The sequence below is a fragment of the Oceanococcus sp. HetDA_MAG_MS8 genome, from assembly GCA_019192445.1.
Taxonomy (GTDB): domain Bacteria; phylum Pseudomonadota; class Gammaproteobacteria; order Nevskiales; family Oceanococcaceae; genus MS8.
In genome coordinates, this window is the sequence record JAHCMK010000003.1 from 102684 (window position 1) to 126306 (window position 23623).

Genomic DNA, 23623 nt, shown 5'->3' on the forward strand with positions numbered 1-23623 from the left:
ACCAGAGTCCTTATTTCGTGACGTCGGCAAAAGAATCGAACTGCCGATAGAACAATTCGATTTGCAAGAGAAAACCGGCAGACAGCAGATGCCAGATCGCATGACCTGACAGCCAGTGACGCGAGGGATCACACAGGTGCGGCACGTCATCCAGCGCCCAGGCGATGACGGCGGCCCCGCCTGACGACCACGCCAGCAGGTAGTGCCGCCACTCGATCTGAGCTCGGTGCTTGTGTGCCAGCCAGCATTCGATATAGCAGCACGGCATCGCAATGAGGAGAACGGGCAGCGCCCAATCGGGCCGCAGGCTGACAATGCCGATCATGAGAGCAGGCAAACCCAACGCGGTGCCCATCTGTGTGGCCGTGCCGATTTCCAGCCAGCGCCGGAGATTGAGTGCTGTCATCACGCCTGTGATTCCGTAGATCGATGCCCAATCCGCCATGCGCCCCCAGCTCAGATTGGTAGCGTGGTAGGCGGATGACCCCACCGCGATGACGATTGCCAGATACCCGAACCAGTGCGCTCGGCTGCCGTTGCGTGGGCGGCTCAGCAGCCAAAGCCCGACCAGCAGATAGGCGAGATTGCTGGCCGTATTGCCGGGCTCCACGACCCAGGCGCACAAGTTGGCCTCGCACACCTTGTCGAGCTGGCCGGGCTCTGTGAGGTCGCGCCATGGGCAGCTCACGCGAGCAATCCGCGTATGACCAAACCACCCACCAGCCAGACGATGGACAGCGTTACCAGCACAAGCCCAAGCCACTCGGCAGCGCTGCGCGCGGTGTGCTCGCCATCCCCGCCGTCAGACGCATCGCGCCCCTGCCACCAGAGCCAGGCGAGCGCGCCGCTGCCAGCCAGAAATAGCAAGTTCAGCCAGAACCCGTAGTTCGGCTCGAAGAATTCACGGTCAACCACGCTGACTGATCCCGGCTCTGGCAGCAGGTCAAGCGCGAGCAGGCCGTAGTGCATCAGCAGTGAGACCGCCACGAGACCGGCCAGCAGCATGCCGAGGATGTAGAGCGCCATCTTCCAGCCGTAATACTCGGCGTTGATCCGAAGCACCGGCCAAACGACCAGATCGGAGAAGATGAAGGCCATCACCCCGGCAAAGCTGACGCCCTGACCGAACAGCAGCGCGGCCAGCGGGATATTGCCCATGGAGCCGATGAAGGTGAAAAACGCTGCCACCGGCCCGACAATGGTTTGCAGCAGCGTGGCCGCAAACCCAGGCTGGCCGCTGTCGCCGGAGCCGACGAACAGGGTCTCGAAGAATGCATCCGGCACGAACGCTGCGATCACGCCTGCCACGGTAAATCCGATCAGCACGTCCTTCCAGACCATCCGCCATTCCATGACGTAGGTCTGCCCGATCGCCCGCCAGCCGGCCAGAGTGCCGATCGCCTTGCGCCAGGAGGCGCCATCATTGCCGGATCTGTCGCCATCTTGTTCGAACCGCTGGCGGGTTCGTTCGATCAGCCGCTTCGGCTTTGTCACGCGAATGAACAGCCAGCAGAAGCCGATCAGCAGCAGGCCGCCGACGTACTCGCCCACCACGAACTGCCAGCTCAGGAACAGCGCGATAACGATGCCGAGCTCGATCACCAGATTGGTGGAGGCGAGCATGAACGCCATCGACGGTGCCAAGCCCGCGCCTTTCTGAAACAGGGCGCGCGTGGTGGACAGCGCCGCAAAGCTACACGAGCTCGAGATGAAGCCGAAGAATGTGCCGAGCGCCATGGCACGCGGACCGTCGCTGCCCATGGTGCGCTGCATCTGCGCGCGTGTGATGCCGGCCTGAATCAGGCTGGAAATCAGATAGCCCAGCGCAAACGCCCACAGCGCCATCCAGAAGAATCCGACGCTGGTGTGGGCGGCCTGGCCCCAGGCTTCGAGGAAGTTGTTCATGACGCCTCCCGGGCGGGATTGCTTGTATCGGTATCGGTTGAGCGGTTGCGGTAAACCAGCACGTAGCAGGCTGGCAAAACGATCAAGGCCAGCAACAGCGTGGTAACCAGCCCGCCGACTATTGGTGCGGCAATGCGCTGCATCACCTCGCTGCCAGTGCCCGACCCCAACATGATCGGGATCAGCCCGGCGATGGTTGCCACTGCTGTCATCACGACTGGGCGCAAGCGGCGCAGGGCGCCCTCACGAACGGCACTCACAAGGGCGTCTGCGCCGCGCTCGCCGGCTTGCCGGTGCGCCTGCAGGGCCTGATTCAGGTACGTCAGCATCACCACGCCGATCTCTACCGCCACGCCGGCGAGCGCGATGAAGCCCACAGCTACGGCGACCGACAGATCGAACCCCAACCAGTACAGCAACCAAACCCCGCCTGACAGCGCCATCGGCACAGTCGCCATGATGATCGCCACTTGCGCGGCGGAGCGGAACGCCAGAAAAAGCAGCAGCGCAATCACCGTCAGCGTGGCCGGCACGACAAGCTGCAGTCGCTGCTTCGCACGCTGCATGGACTCGAACTGTCCCGACCAGTTGATCGAGTAGCCGGGTGGCACATCCAGTTGCTGGCGGACCAGATCGCGTGCATCGGCCACGTACGACCCCACATCACGCTCGGCGATGTCGACAAACACCCAGCCTGTGCGACGAGCATTCTCGCTCTTGATCATCGGTGCACCGTCTTCAATGCGAATGTCGGCCACATCGCCGAGCAGGATCTGTGCACCGGCCTCGGTGATGATCGGCAAGGTTCGCAATGCTTCGGGTGAATCGCGCCACGCTTGCGGGTAGCGCAGGTTGATGGGATAGCGCTCCAGGCCCTCCACGGTCTCGCTCACATTCATACCGCCGATCGCGGTTCGCACCACGGCTTGTACATCGGCGATGTTCAGACCAAATCTGCCGGCGGCGAGCCGGTCAATATCGACCGTTAGATAGCGCCCGCCGGCGACGCGTTCGGCGTAAACGCTAGCCGTCCCTTCAACTTGCGGCAGCAGCGCTTCGATGTCGCGCCCAATACGCTGAATCACTTCAAGGTCCGGCCCGTTGACCTTGATGCCGACCGGCGTCTTGATGCCGGTGGCCAGCATGTCGATGCGCGTCTTGATGGGCATCACCCAAGCGTTGGTCACACCGGGCAAATCGACGCGCTGGCGAATTTCGTCGCGGATGGTGTCCAGCGTCATGCCAGGCCGCCACTCGCTTTCGGGTTTGAAGGTGATCGTGGTCTCGATCATTGTCAGCGGCGCGGGGTCTGTGGCTGTGTCGGCACGCCCGATCTTGCCGAACACGGTGTCGACCTCGGGCACGCTTTTGATTAGCTTGTCTGTCTGCTGCAGCACTTGCCGCGCCTTGCCAATGGAGATGCCGGGACGGGTGGTGGGCATGTACATCCAGTCACCTTCGTCCAGCGGCGGCATGAACTCGCTGCCAAGTTGCGTGGCGGGCCAGATTGCTGTCGCCGTTACGAGCACACTGCCAGCCAGCGCCAACCATGGATGGCGTGTTACGCCGCCTATCACAGGCCTATAGATGGCCGCCAGCCCGCGATTGATCGGGTTGTCGGATTCCGGGCGGATGCGACCGCGGACGAAGTAGCCCATCAGCACCGGGATTAGAGTGATGGCAAGACCGGCTGCGGCTGCCATGGCGTAGGTCTTAGTAAATGCCAGCGGCGCAAACAGGCGGCCTTCCTGCGCTTCCAGTGTGAACACCGGCAGAAAGGACAAGGTGATGATGGCCAGCGAAAAGAACAGCGCCGGGCCGACTTCTCTGGCTGCATCGGTCACGCGCTGCCAGTGGCCTCGGTCATCCTTTCGGCTCATGTGATGGTGCAGGTTCTCGATCATCACGATCGCGCCGTCCACCATCGCTCCAATGGCAATCGCGATGCCGCCCAGCGACATGATGTTGGCGTTCAGCCCCTGAGCGCGCATGACCAGCAGCGCCACCAGAATGCCAATCGGCAAGCTGATGACGGCGACCAGCGCCGAGCGCAGGTGAAACAGAAACAGTGCACACACCAGTGCGACGATCAGCAATTCTTCAACCAGCGTGGTCTTCAGCGTGTCGATTGCGCGACCGATCAGTTGTGAGCGGTCGTAAACCGTGACGATTTCCACACCACCGGGCAGGCCGCTTCTCAATTCATCCAAGCGGGCTCGCACCGCGTCGATGGTTGCCTGAGCATTGCCGCCGTGACGCATCACGATGATGCCGCCGACAACATCGCCCTCGCCGTTGAGTTCAGCAATTCCTCGCCGCAATTGCGGCCCGATTTGTACGGTAGCCACATCGGCCAGGGTGACCACCACGCCGTCGTCGTTGGTCCGCACTGGAATCTGCCGCAGATCGTCGAGACTGCTCAGGTAGCCGGTGGCCCGCACCATGTATTCGGCCTCGGCCATCTCGATGACGGCCCCGCCGGATTCCTGGTTGGCGCGCTGAATGGCGCGGTGCACTGCCATCAGCGGAATGCCGTAGCCTCGCAGGCGGTCTGGGTCGGCGATAACTTGGTACTGCCGCACCATGCCACCCACGGTGGCGACCTCCGCCACACCTTCCACAGTTTGCAGCTCGTATTTCAGGAACCAGTTCTGCAAGCTGGTGAGCTGTGCCAAGTCGTGCTGTCCGGTCCGGTCGATGAGCGCGTATTCGTATATCCAACCCACTCCGGTCGCGTCCGGCCCGAGCCGCGGGCTGGCACCGTCGGGCAGGCTGGGCGCAACCTGCGACAGATACTCCAGCACCCGCGAGCGCGCCCAGTAAGGATCGGTGCCGTCCTCGAACAGGATGTAGACGAAGGAATCGCCGAAGAACGAAAAGCCGCGCACCGTCTTGGCCTGAGGCACCGACAACATGGCAGTGGACAAGGGGTAGGTGACCTGCTGTTCCACCACCTCGGGCGCCTGCCCGGAATAGGCCGTCCGTACGATTACTTGGACATCGGACAGGTCAGGGATGGCGTCCACCGGCGTGGAGCGTGCGGCGATCACGCCGGCCACGACGACAAAGCCGGTAAGCAGTAGCACCAGTGGCCGATTGGCCACCGACCATGCGATCAGGCGTTCAATCATCGCGGGTGATTATTTCGGTGCGATCTTGGTCACACGGAAATCGCCAGCAGCCGGACTATCGGCGTCGAACTGGATGGCATCGCCAGGTGACACGGCGCCCAAATCCACCGAATCCGCAACGTCGAAGCCCATGGTCATGGCCGGCATGTTTAGCGACTCGATGCGGGCGTGTTTGAGGGTGATGCGGCGCGCGGCGGGATCAATCGCCTGAACCGTCGCGTCCGTCATATCACCATGCGACATCTCACCGTGATCCATCCCGCTATGTTCCATAGTCCCGTGATCCATCGAGCCGTGGTCCATGCCGCTGTGATCCATCGAATCATGGCCCATAACCTCGTGATCCATGCCGCCATGATTCATCGACGTGCCACTGATCGGATCGATCCGCGTGACGGTGTAAGTGCCCGGGCTCGGGTTCTCGACCGTGACCCGCACCCGGTCGCCAGCCGACAGATTGCTCAGATCGAGGTCTTCCGCCAAGCCAAAGCCCATCGTCATGCCGGGCATGGACATGCCGTTGCTGCCAACCGGCTCGAACGCGCCGTGCTGCAGCATGATGTTGCGGCGCTGCGCATCCACGCTTTGAATGGTGGCATCGGCTTCTCCAACCGGCACGCTCGCGGCGGCAAGCCGCAATGCTTCGGCATCCACGTTGGCCTCTGAATCGAGCAGAAATTGTCCCGACGTCACCACGCGATCCCCGTCCTGCAGCCCGTCGAGGATCTGCATTTGGTTGCTTGCGGTATGCCCGGTCTTCACGGCAACCACGTCGAAGCCGCCATCGCCAATCGCCTTGACCACCCGTGCGCCATCACCCGTGCGGATCACGGCTTGAGTGGGGACAAGCAGGGCGTTGTTGATGGCAGGCGTCTGAATGACGGCGGCCGCGAACATGCCGGGCCGCAGGCGGCGATCTGCGTTGTCGAACACCAGCCGTACGCGCAGGCTGCGCGTGGCTGCGTCGAGCGTCGGGTAGACGTGATCAACGGTGCCTTCCCAGACATGCTCCGGGTAGGCCGCCACGGTTGCTACGGCCAATAGCCCGGTGCGGATTGCATCGGCTTGTGATTCCGGCACTTGCACTGTCAGCCAGACCTTTGACAGATCGGCCAGCGTCATCACGTGAGTGCCGGGCATCACGAACTGGCCCTGGCGTGCGCCGAGTTCGGCAACGGTCAGATCACCTGGTGCCTCACGCATCTGGCGCTCGGCCGCTGACCCGCGCCGGGCTACGGCACGCACCTGTGCCTGGGTATAGCCCAGCGCTTGCAAGCGCGCCGCTGCGGCAGTGCGCAACCTGGGATTGCTGCGCGCGGCGATGTACTCGGCCTCGGCTGCCGCCAACTTGGGTGCGAACAGGGCGTAGAGCGTCTGCCCAGCCTCCACATCATCACCCTCGGCGGCGATGGCGAATTGCTCCAGCCAGCCCTCGGCGCGGGTGTGAATCATCTGGAAGCTGTTCTCGTTCCAACCAACCGTGCCAACGGCGCGGACGGGCGTCGTCAGACTGCGTCGTTCGACGGCAGCGGTTCGCACGCCAAGGTTCTGGGCGATTTGTGGGCTGATCGCGACGTCTGCTCCGCCAGTGTCGTTACCACAGAAAGGCACCAAGTCCATGCCCATCGGTGACTTGCCCGGCGCGTCGCGGCGGAAGTTGGCGTCCATAGGAGCGACCCAGTAGTCGGCAGCCGCACCGCCCGCACATGGGCCATCGCCACCGGCTGTCGTCATGGCCATGCCGCCGTCAGACATGCCGTCACCGGACATGTCGTGGTGCATCGACATCGAGGGTGCTAGCCAATAGCCAAGCCCCACGCCAACGGCGAGTATGAAGGTGGAAATCGCTAAGGTTCGTGTAGTCATCGGATTTACTCCTGTGCGTTGTTCGACGCAGTGGATTCAAACGGTGCGGGCCCGGCGAGCCAACGCAGCCGGGCCTCGTATTTGTAAATGTCGGTTTCGGCGCGCAGTGCGCCCAGGCGGGTGGTCAAAAGGTCTTCTTCCGCATCAATGACGTCGCGCGCGGTGCCACTGCCCGCGGCAAAATCGGCCAAGGCGGCTTCTTGCGCCTGCTGGGCCAGTGGGAGCAAGCGGCTGTGGTACAGCGCGAATGTGCGGATGGCTGATTGCGCCTTGGCATGAACGGAAGCCAGTTCCGCCAAAAGCTCATTACGTCGGTCGATCTGCTTGGCTGCCAAGCGCGCTTGATCCGACCGGGCCGCATCCAGCGCTGCATCGCGCTTGCGCTGCCCGAACGGCAGGTTCAATACAAAGCCGATCTGGCCTCGGTTTTCCTCACGCGGCAGCGTGCCGAGGTACTGCGCGGTGAGGCGGAAGTCCGGTCGATAGTCGAGTTCTGCTAGCGCTGCTTGTTGGGCCGACCGATCCTCGAGTGCGGCCAGTCTGGCCAAATCGGGGTTGTCATTGCCGAGTGCGCTTGCGACGACCGCTAAGTCCGGGAGTGAGCGTTGCGCAGGTAGCGCGCCTGGCGGTGCAACGCGAGTGCCAACAGGCTGACTCCGCAAGGCGTTGATGCGGGCGGCAATGCCGTCGCGGTTTGCCCGAAGCGTCAGGGCCTCCTGCACACGCTGCTCGCGACGCAATGACGCGGTCAGTACACCGCCCTGAGACCCCAGCCCGCTGCGGTACAGACCTTCTGCCGTGTCCTCGAGCTCGGTCAGCGCTCGCTGCTGAGCGTCGTTCACATCCAGCGCGCCGTGGACGAAGTACCAGTCGGCATACAGCAACCGGGCCATGAGCATGGCGCGCAGTTGCCCAGCGTCCAACGCTGCGTTTTCGCTTGCGGTCGCAGAACGTGCCGCCGCGCGCCGCGTTGTGCGCTTGCCAAACCATGGCAATGGCTGCTCAAACCGCAATATGTGGCCGGTATCCAGGTCGTGGACACCGATCGAGCGTGGCGCAATGGCGTATCCAAGAATCGGGTCGTCAAGCGCCCCAGCTGGTATTTCTCGCGAGCTTGCGGCATCCACGGCGTGTTCCAGTGACTGAAGGCCGCTGTTGTCGCGCATCACCTGTTCAACAAGAGCGTCTGCAGTCAGCCGATCATCATTGCCCAGGGCGTGCGCGTAACTCGTCGCACCAATCGCGAGGGCGAGCACCACTGCACTGCAAGGGGCGAATTGTTTTTTATCCATCCGCGGCTACCTCGCTGTAATCGTCCGGCAGGTCCTGGATCGACTCGATAACCGGGCAGCCTTCGACGGATCCCTCACCGTCGCAGGCTCTGACGGCGTTGGCCAGAACGCTGTGAATGCTCTGCAAGCTCTTGATATGTGACTCGATGCGAGCAACGTGCTTTTGCGCCAGCGCTCTAACATCGCGTCGTGAATCGCTGTCCTGAACACGCAGCAGGTCGCGAATGTCGTCTAGTGAAAAGCCGAGTTGCTTGGCGTGATGAATAAAGCGGGCACGATCGACGGCGTCTGGGTCGTACATGCGGTAGTTGCCAGCAGACCGTCTGGAAGCGACTAGCAGCCCCTGTGCCTCGTAGAAGCGCAGTGCAGACACCGAAAGCCCAGAAGCGGCAGACAGCGCACCAATTCGGAGTGTATTCCCATCGACCACAGTTCAGCCCCGTGAATCCTGATTTGAATTCTGTTGATTCGTCCAGCAGGCGACCATGAGTGGCGCAATCGCGCCCGCATCAGCTGGCAGCACGAAATTGGGCATTCGCTGTACAAAATCCCATTGTCCCAGTGCCGTCGCAAATGCATTGAGGCCTTTGGTGTCACCGTCATCATCGTCCACAAAGCACACAACAAGAGGCCTTGGGTTACTAGCGAACGACCTTTCGATTCGATCCAAGACCTGCTGCATAACAGGCCCATAAAAGGGGCTATAGAAGAACAGTAGGCAGGCGCTGTCGGGCAATGAAAACGTCGTGGCGTCCTCGTGGATAAATCGAATTTTGCTGCATCTCTGGTTGCCTGACCGGAAGTTTTGCAAATTCTCGACTGCCGAATCATGCAATGCATCTGAAAATTCGACACCGATGATTCGAGAAAACGGGAACTCTGCGGCGAGGAAGACGGCCTTCCCCTTCCCGGAGCCATAGTCGACAAATGTATAGCTGCTCAGTTCTACGCCGGCTGCGTGCAAACGGTCCATAACGAAGCGGAAACTCTGCTGGGGAACGGGGACGTAAATTTCCCGATCTGCCGCGCTTTCAGACTCGATGCCCAACTGTCGCGACGATTGTCCGGCCCAAGTGTCGACATTGTGCTCGGCGTCAAAATTTCGATTCACGCGATTCATTCGCCACAGTGACAAGTAGTAGCGAATTCGGGCAGTAATTCCTCCGATTCCGACGGTGTGGATATACCGGAATGTCCCGCCCACACCATGCCGCTTGAGCTTCATCGCAATTTGACGTAGGCCCAACGTGCGGCTGTCTTCGTTGTCAAACTGCGTCACGGTTGATCCTCTGCGTGAGTCTCAGGATGTTGTTCTGCTTTGCCGTGATGCGCGAAATCAGATCGCTGATCACCGCCAAACGCAATCACCGTGTAGGCGTCCAGCCGGTCACCCATTTCCATGCCAGGCGAGCCAATCGGCATACCTGGCACCGCCAAGCCGTCAACGGCAGGCCGCTCCCGCAGCAGACGCTGGATGTCCGGCGCGGGCACGTGGCCTTCGATCAGGTAGCCGCCAATCTTCGCCGTGTGGCAGGAACGCAGCTCTGCCGGAATGCCCAGCGAACCCTTTAGCGAGTTCATCTGTGGCTCATCCACAACGGTGACGGTGATCCCGTGGCTGCGCACGTGGTCCACCCACTTCTCGCAGCAGCCGCAGGTTGGTGACTTGTACACCGTCATCTGCGGTTCATTGGGCTGTGCCGTCACCGCCGGTTCTGACTGGCCACAGCCGGCGAGCAAGCTGCCGGCGAGGATGACAGCACTAACAGGTGCCAAAAATTGGAATCTACTCATCAATGTTCATGCTCCTTCTTGCCCGAAGACCAGTGCACGTGCTCGATCTGCCAGCCTTCCGCGTGCTTGTGCATGACCAGTGTTTCCGTGCTGATCACGTCGATCTCGCGCTCGCCAAGTTGAGCTTGCAGCCTTGAGCGCGTTGCAACCCAGGCCCGGTCGCCGTCGATGCCCGATTCGCGCGCAATGAACGTGCGGGTGGCTTGTTCGAGAAACGCCATGTCGCTACGCATATGCCCTCCGGCGTATTCGTCTGCCGACGTTTCTGCACCACCGGATTCGAAAATCAACACATCGGGCTTCAACAGCCGCCGCACGGCGGCCTCGTCGCCAGTGGCCAGCGCCGTGTAGAAGGCATTGGCTGCGGCTTCAGCGGCATTTCTAGCCGGGGGCGCAAGGTTGCTTTCCGCTGGCTGATCTCCGTGCGCCTGCGCGCCATGGTCGTGAGCGCTGTGGTCATGCCCATCGTGATCGTGCCCGCTTGCTGCGGCAGCCGTCGCAGGCGCTTCATGATCTTGAGCGTGGTCGTGCGCGTGGTCGCTATGCCCATCGGTCGCGTCTTCTACCGCAGAGGGTGTTGGCATCGCATGGTGTTCATCGTCACCTGGTCCGTGCCGATGGTCGTGCCCGTCGTCAGCGCCCAGCGTCTGCCCGGCGTCGCGCAGCAGCGATTGGTAGGCCTCGGCATCGCCACCCTCCATGGCCTGCAAGAACGCCACCAGCGCCCACAACTCATCGTCTTCGTGTGTTGGGCCGAAAGCGGGCATGCCGGTCATTCGCACACCGTTGCTAATCACCCAGAACTGTTCTGCAGGCGTGCCGTGGCTTGCCATGTTCAGCAGTTGGGGCGGTTGCGGGTTCATACCCGTCGCCGTCGGCGTTTCACTAAGACCGGGCGGCGTGTGGCACGTGCTGCACATCGCCTCGAAATTGCGCGCGCCAACCAATACGTTGTTGCGAGCATTCAAGCCTTCGGGAACCACAACGCGCTTGGCCTGGCGGGACACTGCGTTGTGGTAAGTGCTGTGCAAGAACCAATCGACGGCAGCGGCGTCATGCTTGGTCGCCGCCACGTTGACAAGGCCGAACTGCGACACTGCAAGCGCACCAACGAAAAGAGTGGCCAGCGTGAGGGCTGAGCCGACAAGAATCCCTTTGGTCATCGGTAGACTCGGTTGATTGTGATCAGAACCATGCGCGGACCCCTATAACGAGTGCGTTGATAGACGTAGCCGCACCTTCGTTGCTTGCCAGGTCCGCCGTTTCGCCGTAGCGCTGGGTCCAGGAAAAGCCCACGTAAGGCCCGAACTTCCGGCTGATCTCATAGCGCAGGCGTAGCCCCGTCTCCGTGCTGTTGACGCCGCTGCCGATGCCGATGGACTCCACAGCTTGCACGGCTGCATTGAGCTCGAACCGGGGTTGCAGGATCAGGCGTTGGGTCAGGAGCAGTTCGTACTCGGCTTCGACTCGGAACGACACATCACCATCGTCGCTGACGAAGGTGGCGGCATCCAACTCGAAGAAGTACGGAGCCAAGCCTTGAACACCGACCGCCAGAAACGTGCGATCAGGGTCGGGCCGAAAGTCGTGCCGCAGGCCGATCTGCAAATCCCAGAACCGGCTGAACATGCGTCCGTAACCGAGCTGCAATTCGGCTGATTCCACTGGCTTGCCCTGCGCGCCTTCGCCCTCGGTTTTCAGCCAGCCCTTGTGGACATCACCGCCATACCAACCTTGAGCGTCCCAGACATTGCTGTCCTCGGCATCGGCAAAACCGGCTTCCAGCCGATCAATTAAGAATTGCCCGAACCGCATTGACGGGACTGGCTCGGGCCATGATGCAGGCGCACCCGTGCGCGGGTTTGTCGTTTCGTTGGCGGCGACCGTGACACTCGGGAGTGCCACCAACAGAGTGAGTGCAAGACAACGGATTGACGCGTTCATCAGACCACCTCCACAACGCGAAACATGCCCATTTCCATGTGATAGAGCAGATGGCAATGGAATGCCCAACGGCCGCGTTCATTGGCCGTGATGAGCAGCGAGACACGCTCGGCGGGCTTCACATTGATGGTGTGCTGCAGCGGTAGGCGATCGCCCTGGCCGTTCTCCAACTCCATGAACATCCCGTGCAGGTGGATCGGGTGTTCCATCATCGTGTCGTTCACCAGGATCAGCCGCAGACGCTCGCCGTAGTTGAAGCGCACCGTGCTCTCGACTTCCTGAAACCGGACGCCGTCAAACGACCACATGTAGCGCTCCATGTTGCCGGTCAGGTGCAGCTCAAGTTCGCGATCCACGGGCCGGGTGTCAGCATTGGGCTGAATGTTGCGCAGGTCGGCGTAGGTCAGCACACGGTGATCGACGTTCTCCAACCCGGTGCCGGGTTCAGCGAGGCGATCGCGTTGCACCATGGCCGGGCTGGTATTGCCCATGCCGTGCGCGTCAGGGCCGTGCCGCGCCACCACGGGGCCTGCCGGCTCCATCTGGCTTTCGATCACTTGCGGCTTGGCTTTGGGGACAGACGCCGATAGCACCGTCAGGCCGTTGAGCTTGCGCATCGTCGGTGCCGGTTTTCGGCCCATGGCTCCGTGATCCATGTCCGCCATGTCGTGGCTAGCCATCGCCGAGGACTGCACAGGCGATTGGCCATGCGTCATGCCGGCCATCTTGCTGTGATCCATACCCGCGTGATCCATCGCCGGTTTGTCCTTGCCGCCCATCTGCATGCCGCCATGGCCACTGTGCATGGACATATCCATGCCCATGTCGACCATGGTGCGCAGCGGGCGCTCACGCAGCGGCGGCACAGGCGCTTCCATACCGGTTCGCGGTGCGAGCGTGCCGCGGGTATAGCCGCTGCGATCCATCGCTTCGGCCATCACGGTGTAGGCCTGATCGGCGGGGGGCTCGACGAGCACGTCGAAGGTTTCGGCAACGCCGATCTGGAATTCATCGGTTTCGACAGGCTGCACGTTCTGGCCGTCTGCCTGGATCACGGTCATTGGTAGGCCAGGAACGCGGACATTGAAGTACGTCATCGCCGAGGCGTTGATGAACCGCAGCCGTACCCGCTCGCCGGGCCGGAACAGGCCCGTCCAGTTGCCGGCCGGATGCAGGCCGTTCATCAGGTAGGTGTAGGACGCGGCTGAGACATCGGAAATGTCGGTGGACATCATGCGCATGTTTGCCCAGCCCGCACGGTCCGATACTGCCTTGCCAAGCCCGGCCTGGCGTGCATCGCGCAGGAAATCGCCAGCCGTGCGCTGCTGGAAGTTGTAGTAGTCGGCCATACCTTTCAGGTTGGCCAGCACGCGGTGTGGGTCTTCGAACGTCCAGTCCGACAGCACCACCACGTAGTCTCGGTCATAGCGCCAAGGCTCGGGTTCGGCAGGGTGTACGACCATCGGGCCGTACACACCGCGCTGTTCCTGAAGGCCGGAGTGACTGTGGTACCAGTAAGTGCCGTATTGGCGTACGCCGAAGGCAGCTTCAAAGGTATCTCCCGGAGCAATGCCCGGGAACGTCACGCCTGGTACACCGTCCATTTCAAACGGCAATAGAATGCCGTGCCAGTGGATGGAACTGTCCTCGCTCAGATGATTGGTGACGCGAAGCAGTGCATCCGTGCCCTCATACAGCTCGACGACAGGGCCGGGGATGCTGTTATTGAGCGTCAGCGCGCTGGCACGTGATCCGGCAATGTCGAATTGCTGCTGGCGGACGGCAATATCCATCACCGTATCGACCGCGCGGCGACGATTGGGCGGCGTAACAACGCCTCGTTGCTGCTGAGCGGGTGAGATGGCTGCGTAAGCGGGCAGCAGGCTGCCAAAGGCTGCCAGCCCGCCAGCACTGGCGATTGCTTGTAGAAATTCGCGTCGCGACGCTCCGCCGCGCGCGGAAATGGGAAGACGGTCCATGTTGATCTCCTGAAACTTCCAGCGTCTGGAGAGACGCTGTAGGAGGCACGCTTGCTAGATCGCAGGCGCGCCGGGGCCACACGCCTCGCAAGGCGTGTTGTCCGTCAGGAGATACTGGGCGGGTGGTCTATTTCGATGGCGCGGCGCAGCGGCTGGCCGATGGCGGCGGGAGCACTCAGGTTCAGCGCGTGGCTGTCCGCCAGTCGATTTACGGTGTCATGGGCAAGGGCCGCCAGGCCCATGGAGCACGCGCCCATGTGCGGGCAAGCGGAACCTTCTGGCGCCGTGCCGCTGTCAGCTTGCGCCTCAGCCATGGAGCTTGATGCCGCAGCGGGACTATCCGAGTCATGCTCTGCGCAATGTGATGACGCACGCTGGTCAGCGCTGATGGCAGCAGAGTGTTTGGCTGAGGACTGTTCAAGGTGTTGCTGCACACAGCACACCATGGCCGCTTGGGCGACCGGTGCCACGCTCAGGGAGAGCGCGATACAAATGAGCAGAACTGACCTCATAATTTACAGTTTCACCCTAAACCATAGTTGAGAGTCAAGCGCTCGAGTTGGTCGACCTGCTGCCAGGTCGTTGTTTTCGGGGCAGCAACGAGAGTGTCAGCAAGACGACGCCGCTAAGCGCGAACAACAAGGCAGTGGCTGCGCTCACGATCAGCAACGGATGGTTGAAGTCGTCCCGCGTGTCGTAATCCATGATGTGGAGCATCCAGACCACATCGAACAGCCGCCACCAATCATTGCGCCTCGCCACCACGGCACCTGTTTGGGCCGACACATAGATTGCCGTGTTGGCACCGTCATCAAACCGAACTCTCCAAAGCGGTGCGTCGCGCCCGCGAGCCTCGCGGGGCGTTACCTCAAGCCATTGGGTAGCCACTGGTTTGCCATTGCCGGTGTAGTCCGCCCGCGCGATCTTCAGTGCCGAAGTCTCGTCAATCGGTGACAGCGCTTTTCCGGTGCGAGCGGAATACAGGCTGATCCCGTTGGCGGATTCGGCGACATACACCGCCTGGCCCTGCCACATCCGCATCGTCATTGCCGTTACAGGCGAGTTGATCCGATCCAGCAGTTCGGAGGGCGGTAGTACGTCAGTCGTTAGGGCAATCGCCTCCGGCGCATTGTTGGCGGCGTTGTGCGCGCCGCGAACCATGTCCAGATTCAGACTCGACATGACCAGTCCGCCAGCAATCCACAGCACTAGCTGGACAGCGACGATAAGCCCGACCCATTTGTGAAACAGCCGGGTGCGGCGGGTGAGTTTCAATCTGTTCATCCTAGAGCGAGCAGGTGCTCAGAACAGTTGTGAGGTTGGCATGTAAAGGCCCATCGCGATCATCATCAGGTTTTCAGTGAGCGAGATCGCGCCCAACGGCACATTGGAATCCCCGCCGACGCAGGCGCATTTGAGTTCGCGCTTCTCGATATACACGGCCTTGAATACGGAGACCGCGCCCACCGACCCGATGAATAGTGCGATTGGCGCGGCCACCCAGATCAATGCACCCCCGGCGATCATCAACACCCCAGCGCCGAGTTCGCCAAACGGATACAAATACGCATATCGCACGTCTCTGCGAGCAATCAGGTCGTAGCTGAGAAACTGATTGGAAAAAGCCGAGAGGTCCTGCAGCTTCAATAGCGCCAAGACGCTCATCGAGAGCGCGATAAACCATTCGAATGAGCGTGGCGTCAGGACAGTGCCTGTTGACGCCCAAGTCGCCGCCAAGGCAAGGAGTGCGCACACACCAAACACAGCTAACACGGGCTGGTAGCTGGTTGTGTCGTCTGAGCCGGCCTTTTCTGCCTTGCCGAAGTAAACCTTCAGGTCGTCATATCCACCAATACGCTCTCCATCGATGAAGGTCTGCGGAGTGGTCTTGACCCCGTGTTCTTGCTTGAAGGCGTCGGTTTGCTGGCGGTTAGTCAGGTGATGATCTTCGACTTTGTAGCCTTGGCGTTCGAGCAAATGCTTACTCTTGAGACCAAATGGACAAAGGTGCTCATCAGTGACCATGCGAAACAGAACTGCATGTTTAGTGGTCATCAAGGTCTCTCTAGTGTGATTAGTTCGATGGTCACATTAAAGTTAAGTTGAGGGTCAATAGGTGGTGGGCGAACTCCCGGAAGTGATTGTTGTCGGTTAATATGCGTAAAGCATTAGCACCACTACAGCGTTTCTTTGTTTTCCAGACCATCATCCAAACTGATCCTGTTTCTGTCACTACTTATGGTGGCCAGCCGGATCATGGGCGCGCATGCCCATGCGTGCTCGGATGGGAACGCACACTGCGTGCAGGAAGCGCACGCTGGTGCAATCGTGCACGCGCATGTCGACGACGCCTGCGCAGATGAAACCTGCATCGACACTACTGTTGAAGCGGCCGAAGGCGTTTTGGCCAAGCTGCTGGAAGTGGACGGCGGGGACTTGCTGGCCATTGTCGTTCTGGCAGTGTTCGGCTTGCTCGCCGCGCCGCGCGTCGCGCCAATCGCGGTGCGAACGGTGCCAGCCCGAAGCCCCGGCTATCGGCTACTTCCGCCCGCACGGGCCCCACCTCTGACGCTCTAGCAATCGAACCGGTGCTGCATCCGCAGCATCGCCTGCGCCATCCGGCGCGACGATTTCTGGAGCATGTATGTTTTCTCCTGCATGCCGGGCGGCAGTTGTTGCCGCCGGGCTGATGTGGCTGGCCGCGGGCCACGCGCAATCGCAAACGCGACCGCAAACCGCTGATACCTTGACGCTGGCCGAGGTGGCCAATCGCGTTGCCGAGCAAAGCCCATCGGTGATGGCCTACTCGCCCAGGGCGCGCGCGCTGGATGGCGAGCGGCGCTCGGCAAGCCTGTCACCACCACTTGAACTGATTGCCGACGCGGACGAGTTTGCCGGTACGGGCAACGCCGAGGGCTTTGATGGCATCGAGCTGACACTGGCCTTGTCCAGTGTGATTGAGCTGGGCGACCGCCCAGCGGCACGGGTCGCCATCATCGACGCCCGCGGCGAGTTACTTGAGGCCGAACGCCGCACCGAGCTGCTGGATCGCCAAGCTGAAGCCGCGAGGCTGTTTGTCAGCTTGGCGGCATTGCAACAGGAGCTTGAGGTTGCGCGGCGTTCTGAGGAATTGGCGGAGCAGGCAGAGCAAACGGTTCGCAGCCGCGTGGATCGCGGGCGTGCTCCGCGTGCCGATCTGCAGCGGGCGATGGCCGCAACCGCTCGCGCACGGCTGGAGGTCGGTCACATCGAGCATCAGCTACCGACATTGCGCGTGCGATTGGCTGCGCTGTGGGGCGAGGAGCGGCCGGGCTTTGACCGGGTCGATGATGATGCCCTGTTCCATCCCGGTCAGGCCGGTGACTTTGAGTCCCTCGCGGCAGAGCTGGCAGACAATCCCGATTTGCAGCAGCTTGCGAGCGCGGAGCGCATCGAGCGTGCGAGCTTGCGACTGGCGCAATCCAGCAGCCGCGGCGACGTTCGCTGGCGTGCCGGCGTGCGCAGGCTGGAAGGCACCGACAGCACGGGCCTGGTGGCAGGGGTCAGCATTCCGCTGTTCTCCGGTCGGCGGGCGACCAGCGCGTTGGATGCGGCAAGCAGTCGGCAGGCCGCAGCAGCGCTGGACCTGGACGCCGCCCAAATTGCTGCGCGGGCCACGCTGTTCGAAGCCTGGCAGCACCGCTTGCATGCCATCGAGGCCTTTGCATTGCTCCGCGAAGCGGTCATTCCAAGGTTGGAATCCGCGCTGACCGAGACCCGCGATGCTTACCGAGCTGGCCGCTACAGCTACTTGGAGCTGATCGCCGCACGGCAGGAGCTTATCGATGCGCGCTTGGCGTACATCGACGCCGCCCGTCGCGCCCATCTCAACCGCATAGAACTGGAACGCCTGGCTGGCGCGGCGCTAACCGCAGCCGATGGCGATGCGATCACCGAACACAAGGACGACAATCATGACCATTGACCGACCACTACAGGCGCTCGCCCTGGCTGCTGCGCTGATGGCCTGTGCGCTTGCAGCACCCGCTGCCGCAGCCACGGCCGCCTCCGAGCACGATCATGAGGCTGGTGCTCAAACGCACGGATCTCACGACTCTGACGACGACCCCGACGGTGACCACGAGGCCGGCCATGAGGATGGCCATGAGGATGGCCACGATGGAGAAGGTCATGGCGACGCCGTTGAGCTGACGGCGGCCCAATTCGAGCGGGCTCAATTGTCCGTCGCATCCGCCGGACCGGGCACAATCCGACAGACACTGCCGGTATTCGGCCGCATCGAGGAAATTCCTTCCCGCACGGCTGTTGTCCAGGCCCGATTCCCGGGGCAGATCATCTCGCTGACTCCTGACGTTGGAGAGTCCGTCAGTCGCGGAGCCGTCATCGGAACCGTGGAAGCCGATGACAGCCTGCAACGCTATGCCGTGCGCGCGCCCATCTCGGGTGTGGTGGTGGAGCGCATGGCGTCGGCCGGCGAAGCCACGGCTGGCCGCAATCTGCTGCGCGTTACTGACTTCAGCGAGGTCTGGGCGCAGTTCGCGATCTTCCCGTCGCAGATCAGCCGTGTCTCTGTCGGGCAAGCGCTGACCGTGCGCGGCGATGACATCACTGCAGATGCGCAGATCGACTGGATCGCCCCGGCCGCAGACCACGGCCCGGCCCGCATGGCCCGCGTGGTGCTGCCCAACCCGGATGGGCGCTGGGCACCCGGCAATACCGTGCAAGCCGAAATCGTCACCGCGCTGATCGACGCTGAGCTGGTCGTTGAGACCCGTGCGATCCAGCAGGTGGAGGGCCAGCCGTCGGTCTTCGTGCGTGAGGGCGGTCGCTATGAAGCGCACGCCCTCACGCTGGGCCGCAGCGACGGCCGCGCGACGGAAGTGCTGGGCGGGCTCACGCCGGGTGCCAATTACATCACCGCCAACAGCTACCTGCTGAAGGCCGAGCTGGAGAAATCCAGCGCCTCGCACGACCACTAGGAGCGCCTCATGATCAATGCAATCGTGCGCGCTGCCGTCGAGCAGCGCTGGCTGGTCCTGGGCCTGATGCTGGTGTGGATCGGCATTGGCGTGTGGAGCTATCGCTCGCTGCCTATCGATGCCGTGCCGGACATCACCAATGTTCAGGTGCAGATCAATACGGCTGCGCCGGGCTATTCACCACTGGAAACCGAACAGCGCGTGACGTTTCCGGTAGAGACGGCCCTGTCCGGCCTGCCGAACCTGGCCTACACGCGCTCGCTGTCCCGCTACGCGCTGTCGCAGGTCACCGTCGTGTTCGAGGAAGGTACCGACCTGTACTTCGCTCGTAACCTCATCAACGAGCGGCTCTCGGCCGTCCGCAGCCAGCTCCCGCCCGGGCTGGAACCCGAGATGGGGCCGATCAGCACAGGGCTTGGCGAGATCTTCATGTACGCCGTTCGCGCCGAGACCGGCGCCACGCAGGCTGATGGCCGCCCCTGGGATGCCATGGCCCTGCGCGAGGTGCAGGACTGGATCATCCGGCCGCAGCTCGTGCTGACGCCCGGCGTGGCCGAGGTCAACAGCATCGGCGGCTACAACAAGCAGTACCACGTACTGCCCGAGCCTCAGAAGCTGCTGGCCTGGGGCCTTTCGATGGCGGACGTGCGTGAGGCACTGGCCCGTAACAACAGCAACCGTGGCGCGGGCTACATCGAGCGCAATGGGCAGCAACTACTTGTGCGCTCGCCGGGTCTGCTGGAGACCATCGACGACATCGAGCAAGTGGTCGTTACCCATCGCAATGGGGTGCCTGTGCTGGTCCGCGAGGTCGCCGAGGTGGCGCTGGGGCGCGAGCTGCGCTCGGGCGCAGCGACCGTAAACGGCGAAGAAGCCGTGCTGGGCACTGCCATGATGCTTCTCGGCGAAAACTCGCGTGCCGTGGCCCGCGACGTTGCCGAGCGTGTCGACACCATCAACCGTTCGCTGCCCGACGGCGTGTTCATGCAGCCACTGTATGACCGCACCACGCTGGTCGACAAGGCCATCAAGACCGTGCAGAAGAACCTGCTGGAGGGCGCGCTGCTCGTGATCTTGGTGCTGTTCCTGCTGCTGGGCAATGTGCGCGCGGCGCTCATCACCGCAGCGGTGATTCCGCTGGCGATGCTGGCCACCATCACGGGCATGGTGCGTACCGGAGTCTCCGCCAACCTCATGAGCCTGGGCGCGCTGGACTTCGGACTGATTGTTGACGGTGCCGTGATCGTGGTGGAGAACTGCATCCGCCGCCTGTCCGAGGCGCAGGCCCAGATTCAGGCAGGGACGCGCGATCGGGTGCTGGCGCTCAAGGAGCGTCTGCACGTGGTCTATACCGCCACCGGCGAAGTGATCCGCCCGAGCCTGTTTGGCGTCGGCATCATTACCGTGGTCTACATCCCGATCTTTTCGCTGACAGGGGTGGAAGGGAAGATGTTTCACCCGATGGCCGCCACCGTTGTGATGGCGCTGCTGGCGGCCATGGTGCTGTCGGTCACGTTCGTGCCGGCCGCCGTTGCTGTGTTCATGCGCGGGCGGGTATCCGAGCGCGAGAATCTGGCGATCCGCGGTGCCAAGCGCATCTACGAGCCGCTACTGGCAGCCGCCTTGAAGCTGCGCTGGGCGCTGGTGGCCGGTGCCACCGTGCTGGTGATTGCCAGCGGTTGGCTGGCGACCACGCTGGGCTCGGAGTTCGTGCCGCAGTTGGATGAGGGCGATGTTGCCGTCCAGTCCCTGCGCATCACGGGCACGGGGCTGGGACAGTCGCTGGAGCTGCAAGCGCAGGTCGAACAGCGGGTCAGCGAGTTTCCGCAAGTGGCTGTGGCTTTTGCGCGCGTGGGCACTGCGGAGGTGGCGACTGACCCGATGCCGCCCAACATTGCCGATGGCTATGTGATGCTCAAGCCGCGCAGCGAGTGGCCCGACCCGGGCTTGTCGAAAGCCGAGCTGATCGAGCAGATGGAAGAGGCGCTCGAAGGGTTGGCGGGCAACAACTACGAGTTTTCGCAGCCCATTCAACTGCGCTTCAACGAATTGATCTCCGGCGTGCGGGCCGATCTGGGCATCAAGGTCTTCGGCGACGATCTGGAACAGCTACTTGCTGGCGCACAGGCGATTCAGCGCGTCGTGGCTACGTTAGACGGCGCGGCCGATGTGCGCGTCGAGCAAGTCAGCGGCCTGCCGGTGCTGTCGGTGATTCCGGATCGCATGGCGTTAGCACGCTATGGCGTCAACGTGCAGGATGTGCAAGACCTCGTCGCCACCGCGGTCGGCGGCGAGTCTGCCGGCCTGATCTTCGACGGTGACCGGCGCTTTGAACTGGTTGTGAGGCTGCCGGAACAACTGCGGCAGGACATCCGCACGCTGGAGAACCTGCCGTTGATGTTGCCCGGCACGGAGCAGATGGGGGACGTGCCGCGCTACCTGCCGCTGGGTGAGGTCGCCCGCGTCGAGCTGGCACCCGCACCGGCCCAGATCAGCCGCGAGAATGGCAAGCGGCGCGTGGTGGTGTCCGCCAACGTGCGCGGGCGCGATTTGGGCTCGTTCGTGGACGAAGCGCAGACACGGATCAACAGTGAGGTCGATCTGCCTGCCGGTTACTGGCTGGACTACGGCGGCACCTTTGAGCAGTTGCAGTCCGCCAGCCAGCGGCTGTCCATCGTTGTGCCAGTCACGCTGGCGCTGATTCTCGGCCTACTGTTGATGGCCTTTGGCTCGCTCAAGGACGCGCTGATCATCTTCACCGGTGTGCCGCTGGCACTCACCGGCGGGGTGGCCATGCTATGGCTGCGCGACATGCCGTTGTCGATCTCTGCTGGCGTCGGTTTCATTGCGCTCTCAGGCGTGGCCGTGCTCAACGGGCTTGTGATGCTGTCGTTCATCCGCGAACTGCGGGCGGATGGCGTCGAACTTGAACGTGCCATCCGGCAAGGCGCATTGACTCGTCTACGACCCGTGCTGATGACCGCACTGGTGGCCAGCCTGGGGTTTGTGCCGATGGCGCTGAATACCGGCACGGGTGCCGAGGTGCAGCGGCCGCTTGCGACGGTCGTGATCGGCGGCATTGTGTCCTCGACGTTGCTGACGCTACTGCTGCTCCCGGCGCTGTACCGGATCGTGCACGGGCGCGAGAATGAACAAAACCAACCGCAAGGCGATCAAGGAGAACCCGCATGAGTGACTGCGGCTGCGAATTCGAGGCGCGCAATCAGGCAGAACGCCGGGTACTGATCACCCTGATGGCGATCAATGGCGTGATGTTCATCGCGGAGTTTCTGTTGGGCTGGCTTGGTCAGTCCACCGGGCTGATCGCCGATTCACTCGACATGCTGGCCGACGCGCTGGTTTACGCCACCAGCCTGTATGCCGTCGGGCGTGCTGCCAGCATCAAGCGCACGGCGGCGCGCCTATCCGGCTGGCTGCAGATTGTGCTGGCGTGCCTGGTGCTGATCGATGTGGCGCGCCGCGGCTGGTTTGGCAGCGAGCCGGTCGGTGCGTGGATGATTGGTGTGGCCGCGGTGGCCCTGATCGCCAACGTGAGCTGTCTGTGGCTGATCAGAAAGCACCGCGACGGCGAGGTGCACATGCGCGCGGCGTGGATATTCTCGGCCAACGACGTGATCGCCAATGCCGGCGTCATTCTTGCCGGTGTGCTCGTGCTGGCCACAGGATCACGGTGGCCGGACCTGGTCATCGGCCTGATTGTTGCGCTGGTGGTATTTAGCGGCGGGATACGGATTTTGCGCGACGCGCAAGCAGATGAGGAGCAAGGCTGATGGGTGCGGGACACGATCACGGGATACAGTCGAGCACACGCACGCTGCTGATCGCGCTGGTGGGCACCACTGGGTTCGCCATCGTCGAGGCCATCACCGGCTGGCTGGCCAATTCCCTGGCACTGATCGGCGATGCCGGACACATGCTGACCGACAGCATGGCCTTGGCAGTGGGTGCACTGGCTGCCTGGGCCGCCAAGCGGCCGGCAACGACAACGCTCAGCTACGGCTGGCAGCGCACGGAAGTGCTCGGCGCGCTGTTCAACGTGGTGTTCATGTACGTGATCGTCGCGTTCATCGTGGTCGCAGCGATCCAGCGGCTGATTGAGGCGCCGGATGTCGAAGGTGGGTCGGTGCTGCTCGTCGGAACGCTCGGTTTGCTGGTGAACATCGGTGTGGCTTGGCTGCTGTCACGCGGAGAGCAAACGCTCAACACGCGCGGCGCCATGCTGCATGTGATGGGCGACTTGCTGGGTTCGGTCGGGGCGGTTGGCTCAGGCATCGTCGTGCTCGCCACCGGGTGGATGCCGATTGATCCGATTTTGTCGCTGTTGATCTGCGTTCTGATCGTGATTTCGTCGACCAAGCTGCTGATCGAGACGCTGCGCGTCGTGATGGCTGGTGTGCCGCCGGGAATTAGCCTGTCGGCGATTGAGGAATCAATCCGCGCCTGCCACCCATCAGTGGTCGGCGTTCATCATCTGCATGTCTGGGAAGTTTCCTCACGCAATCGAGCGCTTTCTGCACACATCGAAATGAACGCAACGGATCACTGGCAGGAGGCTCTGGAGCAAATCGCCCACCACCTTGACCACGAGTACGGGATCAATCATCCGACGCTCCAGCCTGAACTTGCGTGCGTGGACGAATCGTTGCACGCACACGGGTGAGTGCGATCTCAATTCGCGACCGTGCGTTGTTGCTTCATACGCTGACCGGCGG

20 protein-coding genes are annotated in these 23623 nt (G+C 62.4%); 7 read left to right on the forward strand and 13 right to left on the reverse strand.

The window, feature by feature from the left end; translation table 11 throughout:
* Positions 1–10: 10 nt before the first annotated feature.
* Genes KI787_06230 through KI787_06280 form a run of 11 tightly spaced genes read right to left on the reverse strand, consistent with a single transcriptional unit; the run spans position 11 to position 13911 of the window.
* Positions 11–688: a ceramidase domain-containing protein gene (locus KI787_06230; GenBank protein MBV6629541.1), complete on the reverse strand. Its 678-nt coding sequence runs from the start codon at positions 686–688 to the stop codon at positions 11–13.
* Entirely contained in the window at positions 685–1905 is a 1221-nt protein-coding gene (locus tag KI787_06235) for a permease (protein ID MBV6629542.1), read from the reverse strand. The genes KI787_06230 and KI787_06235 overlap by 4 nt, the downstream gene beginning before the upstream one ends.
* The gene (locus KI787_06240; protein ID MBV6629543.1) at positions 1902–5036 is read right to left on the reverse strand and encodes an efflux RND transporter permease subunit; all 3135 of its coding nucleotides are present in this window, start codon (positions 5034–5036) and stop codon (positions 1902–1904) included. Before KI787_06240 ends, KI787_06235 begins: the two co-directional genes overlap by 4 nt.
* Positions 5037–5045: 9 nt before the next feature.
* Positions 5046–6902, reverse strand: a complete 1857-nt coding sequence (locus KI787_06245) for an efflux RND transporter periplasmic adaptor subunit (protein MBV6629544.1) — start codon at positions 6900–6902, stop codon at positions 5046–5048.
* 5 nt (positions 6903–6907) lie between these two features.
* Positions 6908–8194 carry a TolC family protein gene (locus KI787_06250; GenBank protein ID MBV6629545.1) on the reverse strand — a complete coding sequence of 429 codons (1287 nt, stop codon included), beginning with the start codon at positions 8192–8194 and terminating at the stop codon, positions 6908–6910.
* Complete coding sequence (locus tag KI787_06255; protein MBV6629546.1) at positions 8187–8567, reverse strand: MerR family DNA-binding protein; 381 nt, start codon at positions 8565–8567, stop codon at positions 8187–8189. Before KI787_06255 ends, KI787_06250 begins: the two co-directional genes overlap by 8 nt.
* A 60-nt stretch (positions 8568–8627) precedes the next feature.
* On the reverse strand, positions 8628–9473 hold the full coding sequence (locus tag KI787_06260; GenBank protein MBV6629547.1) for a class I SAM-dependent methyltransferase: 846 nt from the start codon (positions 9471–9473) through the stop codon (positions 8628–8630).
* A complete protein-coding gene (locus tag KI787_06265; protein ID MBV6629548.1) occupies positions 9470–9988 on the reverse strand; it encodes a DUF411 domain-containing protein in 519 nt (172 codons plus the stop codon). Before KI787_06265 ends, KI787_06260 begins: the two co-directional genes overlap by 4 nt.
* Entirely contained in the window at positions 9988–11151 is a 1164-nt protein-coding gene (locus tag KI787_06270; GenBank protein ID MBV6629549.1) for a c-type cytochrome, read from the reverse strand. The genes KI787_06265 and KI787_06270 overlap by 1 nt, the downstream gene beginning before the upstream one ends.
* Before the next feature lie 22 nt (positions 11152–11173).
* A complete protein-coding gene (locus tag KI787_06275; protein ID MBV6629550.1) occupies positions 11174–11932 on the reverse strand; it encodes a copper resistance protein B in 759 nt (252 codons plus the stop codon).
* Entirely contained in the window at positions 11932–13911 is a 1980-nt protein-coding gene (locus tag KI787_06280; protein ID MBV6629551.1) for a copper resistance system multicopper oxidase, read from the reverse strand. The genes KI787_06275 and KI787_06280 overlap by 1 nt, the downstream gene beginning before the upstream one ends.
* A 122-nt stretch (positions 13912–14033) precedes the next feature.
* Between KI787_06280 and KI787_06285 the strand changes: the two genes are divergently transcribed.
* Positions 14034–14234 (forward strand): hypothetical protein, encoded by a 201-nt coding sequence (locus tag KI787_06285; protein ID MBV6629552.1) that lies wholly within the window; start codon positions 14034–14036, stop codon positions 14232–14234.
* Between the two features lie 223 nt (positions 14235–14457).
* Here the strand turns inward: KI787_06285 and KI787_06290 are convergent, their stop codons facing one another.
* On the reverse strand, positions 14458–15186 hold the full coding sequence (locus tag KI787_06290; GenBank protein ID MBV6629553.1) for a PepSY domain-containing protein: 729 nt from the start codon (positions 15184–15186) through the stop codon (positions 14458–14460).
* A 27-nt stretch (positions 15187–15213) separates the two neighbouring features.
* Positions 15214–15966 carry a glutaredoxin gene (locus tag KI787_06295; GenBank protein ID MBV6629554.1) on the reverse strand — a complete coding sequence of 251 codons (753 nt, stop codon included), beginning with the start codon at positions 15964–15966 and terminating at the stop codon, positions 15214–15216.
* Positions 15967–16212: 246 nt separating this feature from the next.
* Between KI787_06295 and KI787_06300 the strand changes: the two genes are divergently transcribed.
* From KI787_06300 to KI787_06325, 6 genes are all read left to right on the forward strand, one after another.
* Complete coding sequence (locus tag KI787_06300; protein ID MBV6629555.1) at positions 16213–16488, forward strand: hypothetical protein; 276 nt, start codon at positions 16213–16215, stop codon at positions 16486–16488.
* 67 nt (positions 16489–16555) lie between these two features.
* Complete coding sequence (locus KI787_06305) at positions 16556–17875, forward strand: TolC family protein (GenBank protein ID MBV6629556.1); 1320 nt, start codon at positions 16556–16558, stop codon at positions 17873–17875.
* Complete coding sequence (locus KI787_06310) at positions 17865–18890, forward strand: efflux RND transporter periplasmic adaptor subunit (protein ID MBV6629557.1); 1026 nt, start codon at positions 17865–17867, stop codon at positions 18888–18890. The genes KI787_06305 and KI787_06310 overlap by 11 nt, the downstream gene beginning before the upstream one ends.
* Positions 18891–18899: 9 nt before the next feature.
* A complete protein-coding gene (locus KI787_06315; GenBank protein MBV6629558.1) occupies positions 18900–22082 on the forward strand; it encodes a CusA/CzcA family heavy metal efflux RND transporter in 3183 nt (1060 codons plus the stop codon).
* On the forward strand, positions 22079–22681 hold the full coding sequence (locus KI787_06320; protein ID MBV6629559.1) for a cation transporter: 603 nt from the start codon (positions 22079–22081) through the stop codon (positions 22679–22681). Before KI787_06315 ends, KI787_06320 begins: the two co-directional genes overlap by 4 nt.
* The gene (locus KI787_06325) at positions 22681–23571 is read left to right on the forward strand and encodes a cation transporter (protein MBV6629560.1); all 891 of its coding nucleotides are present in this window, start codon (positions 22681–22683) and stop codon (positions 23569–23571) included. The genes KI787_06320 and KI787_06325 overlap by 1 nt, the downstream gene beginning before the upstream one ends.
* Positions 23572–23623 lie beyond the last annotated feature (52 nt).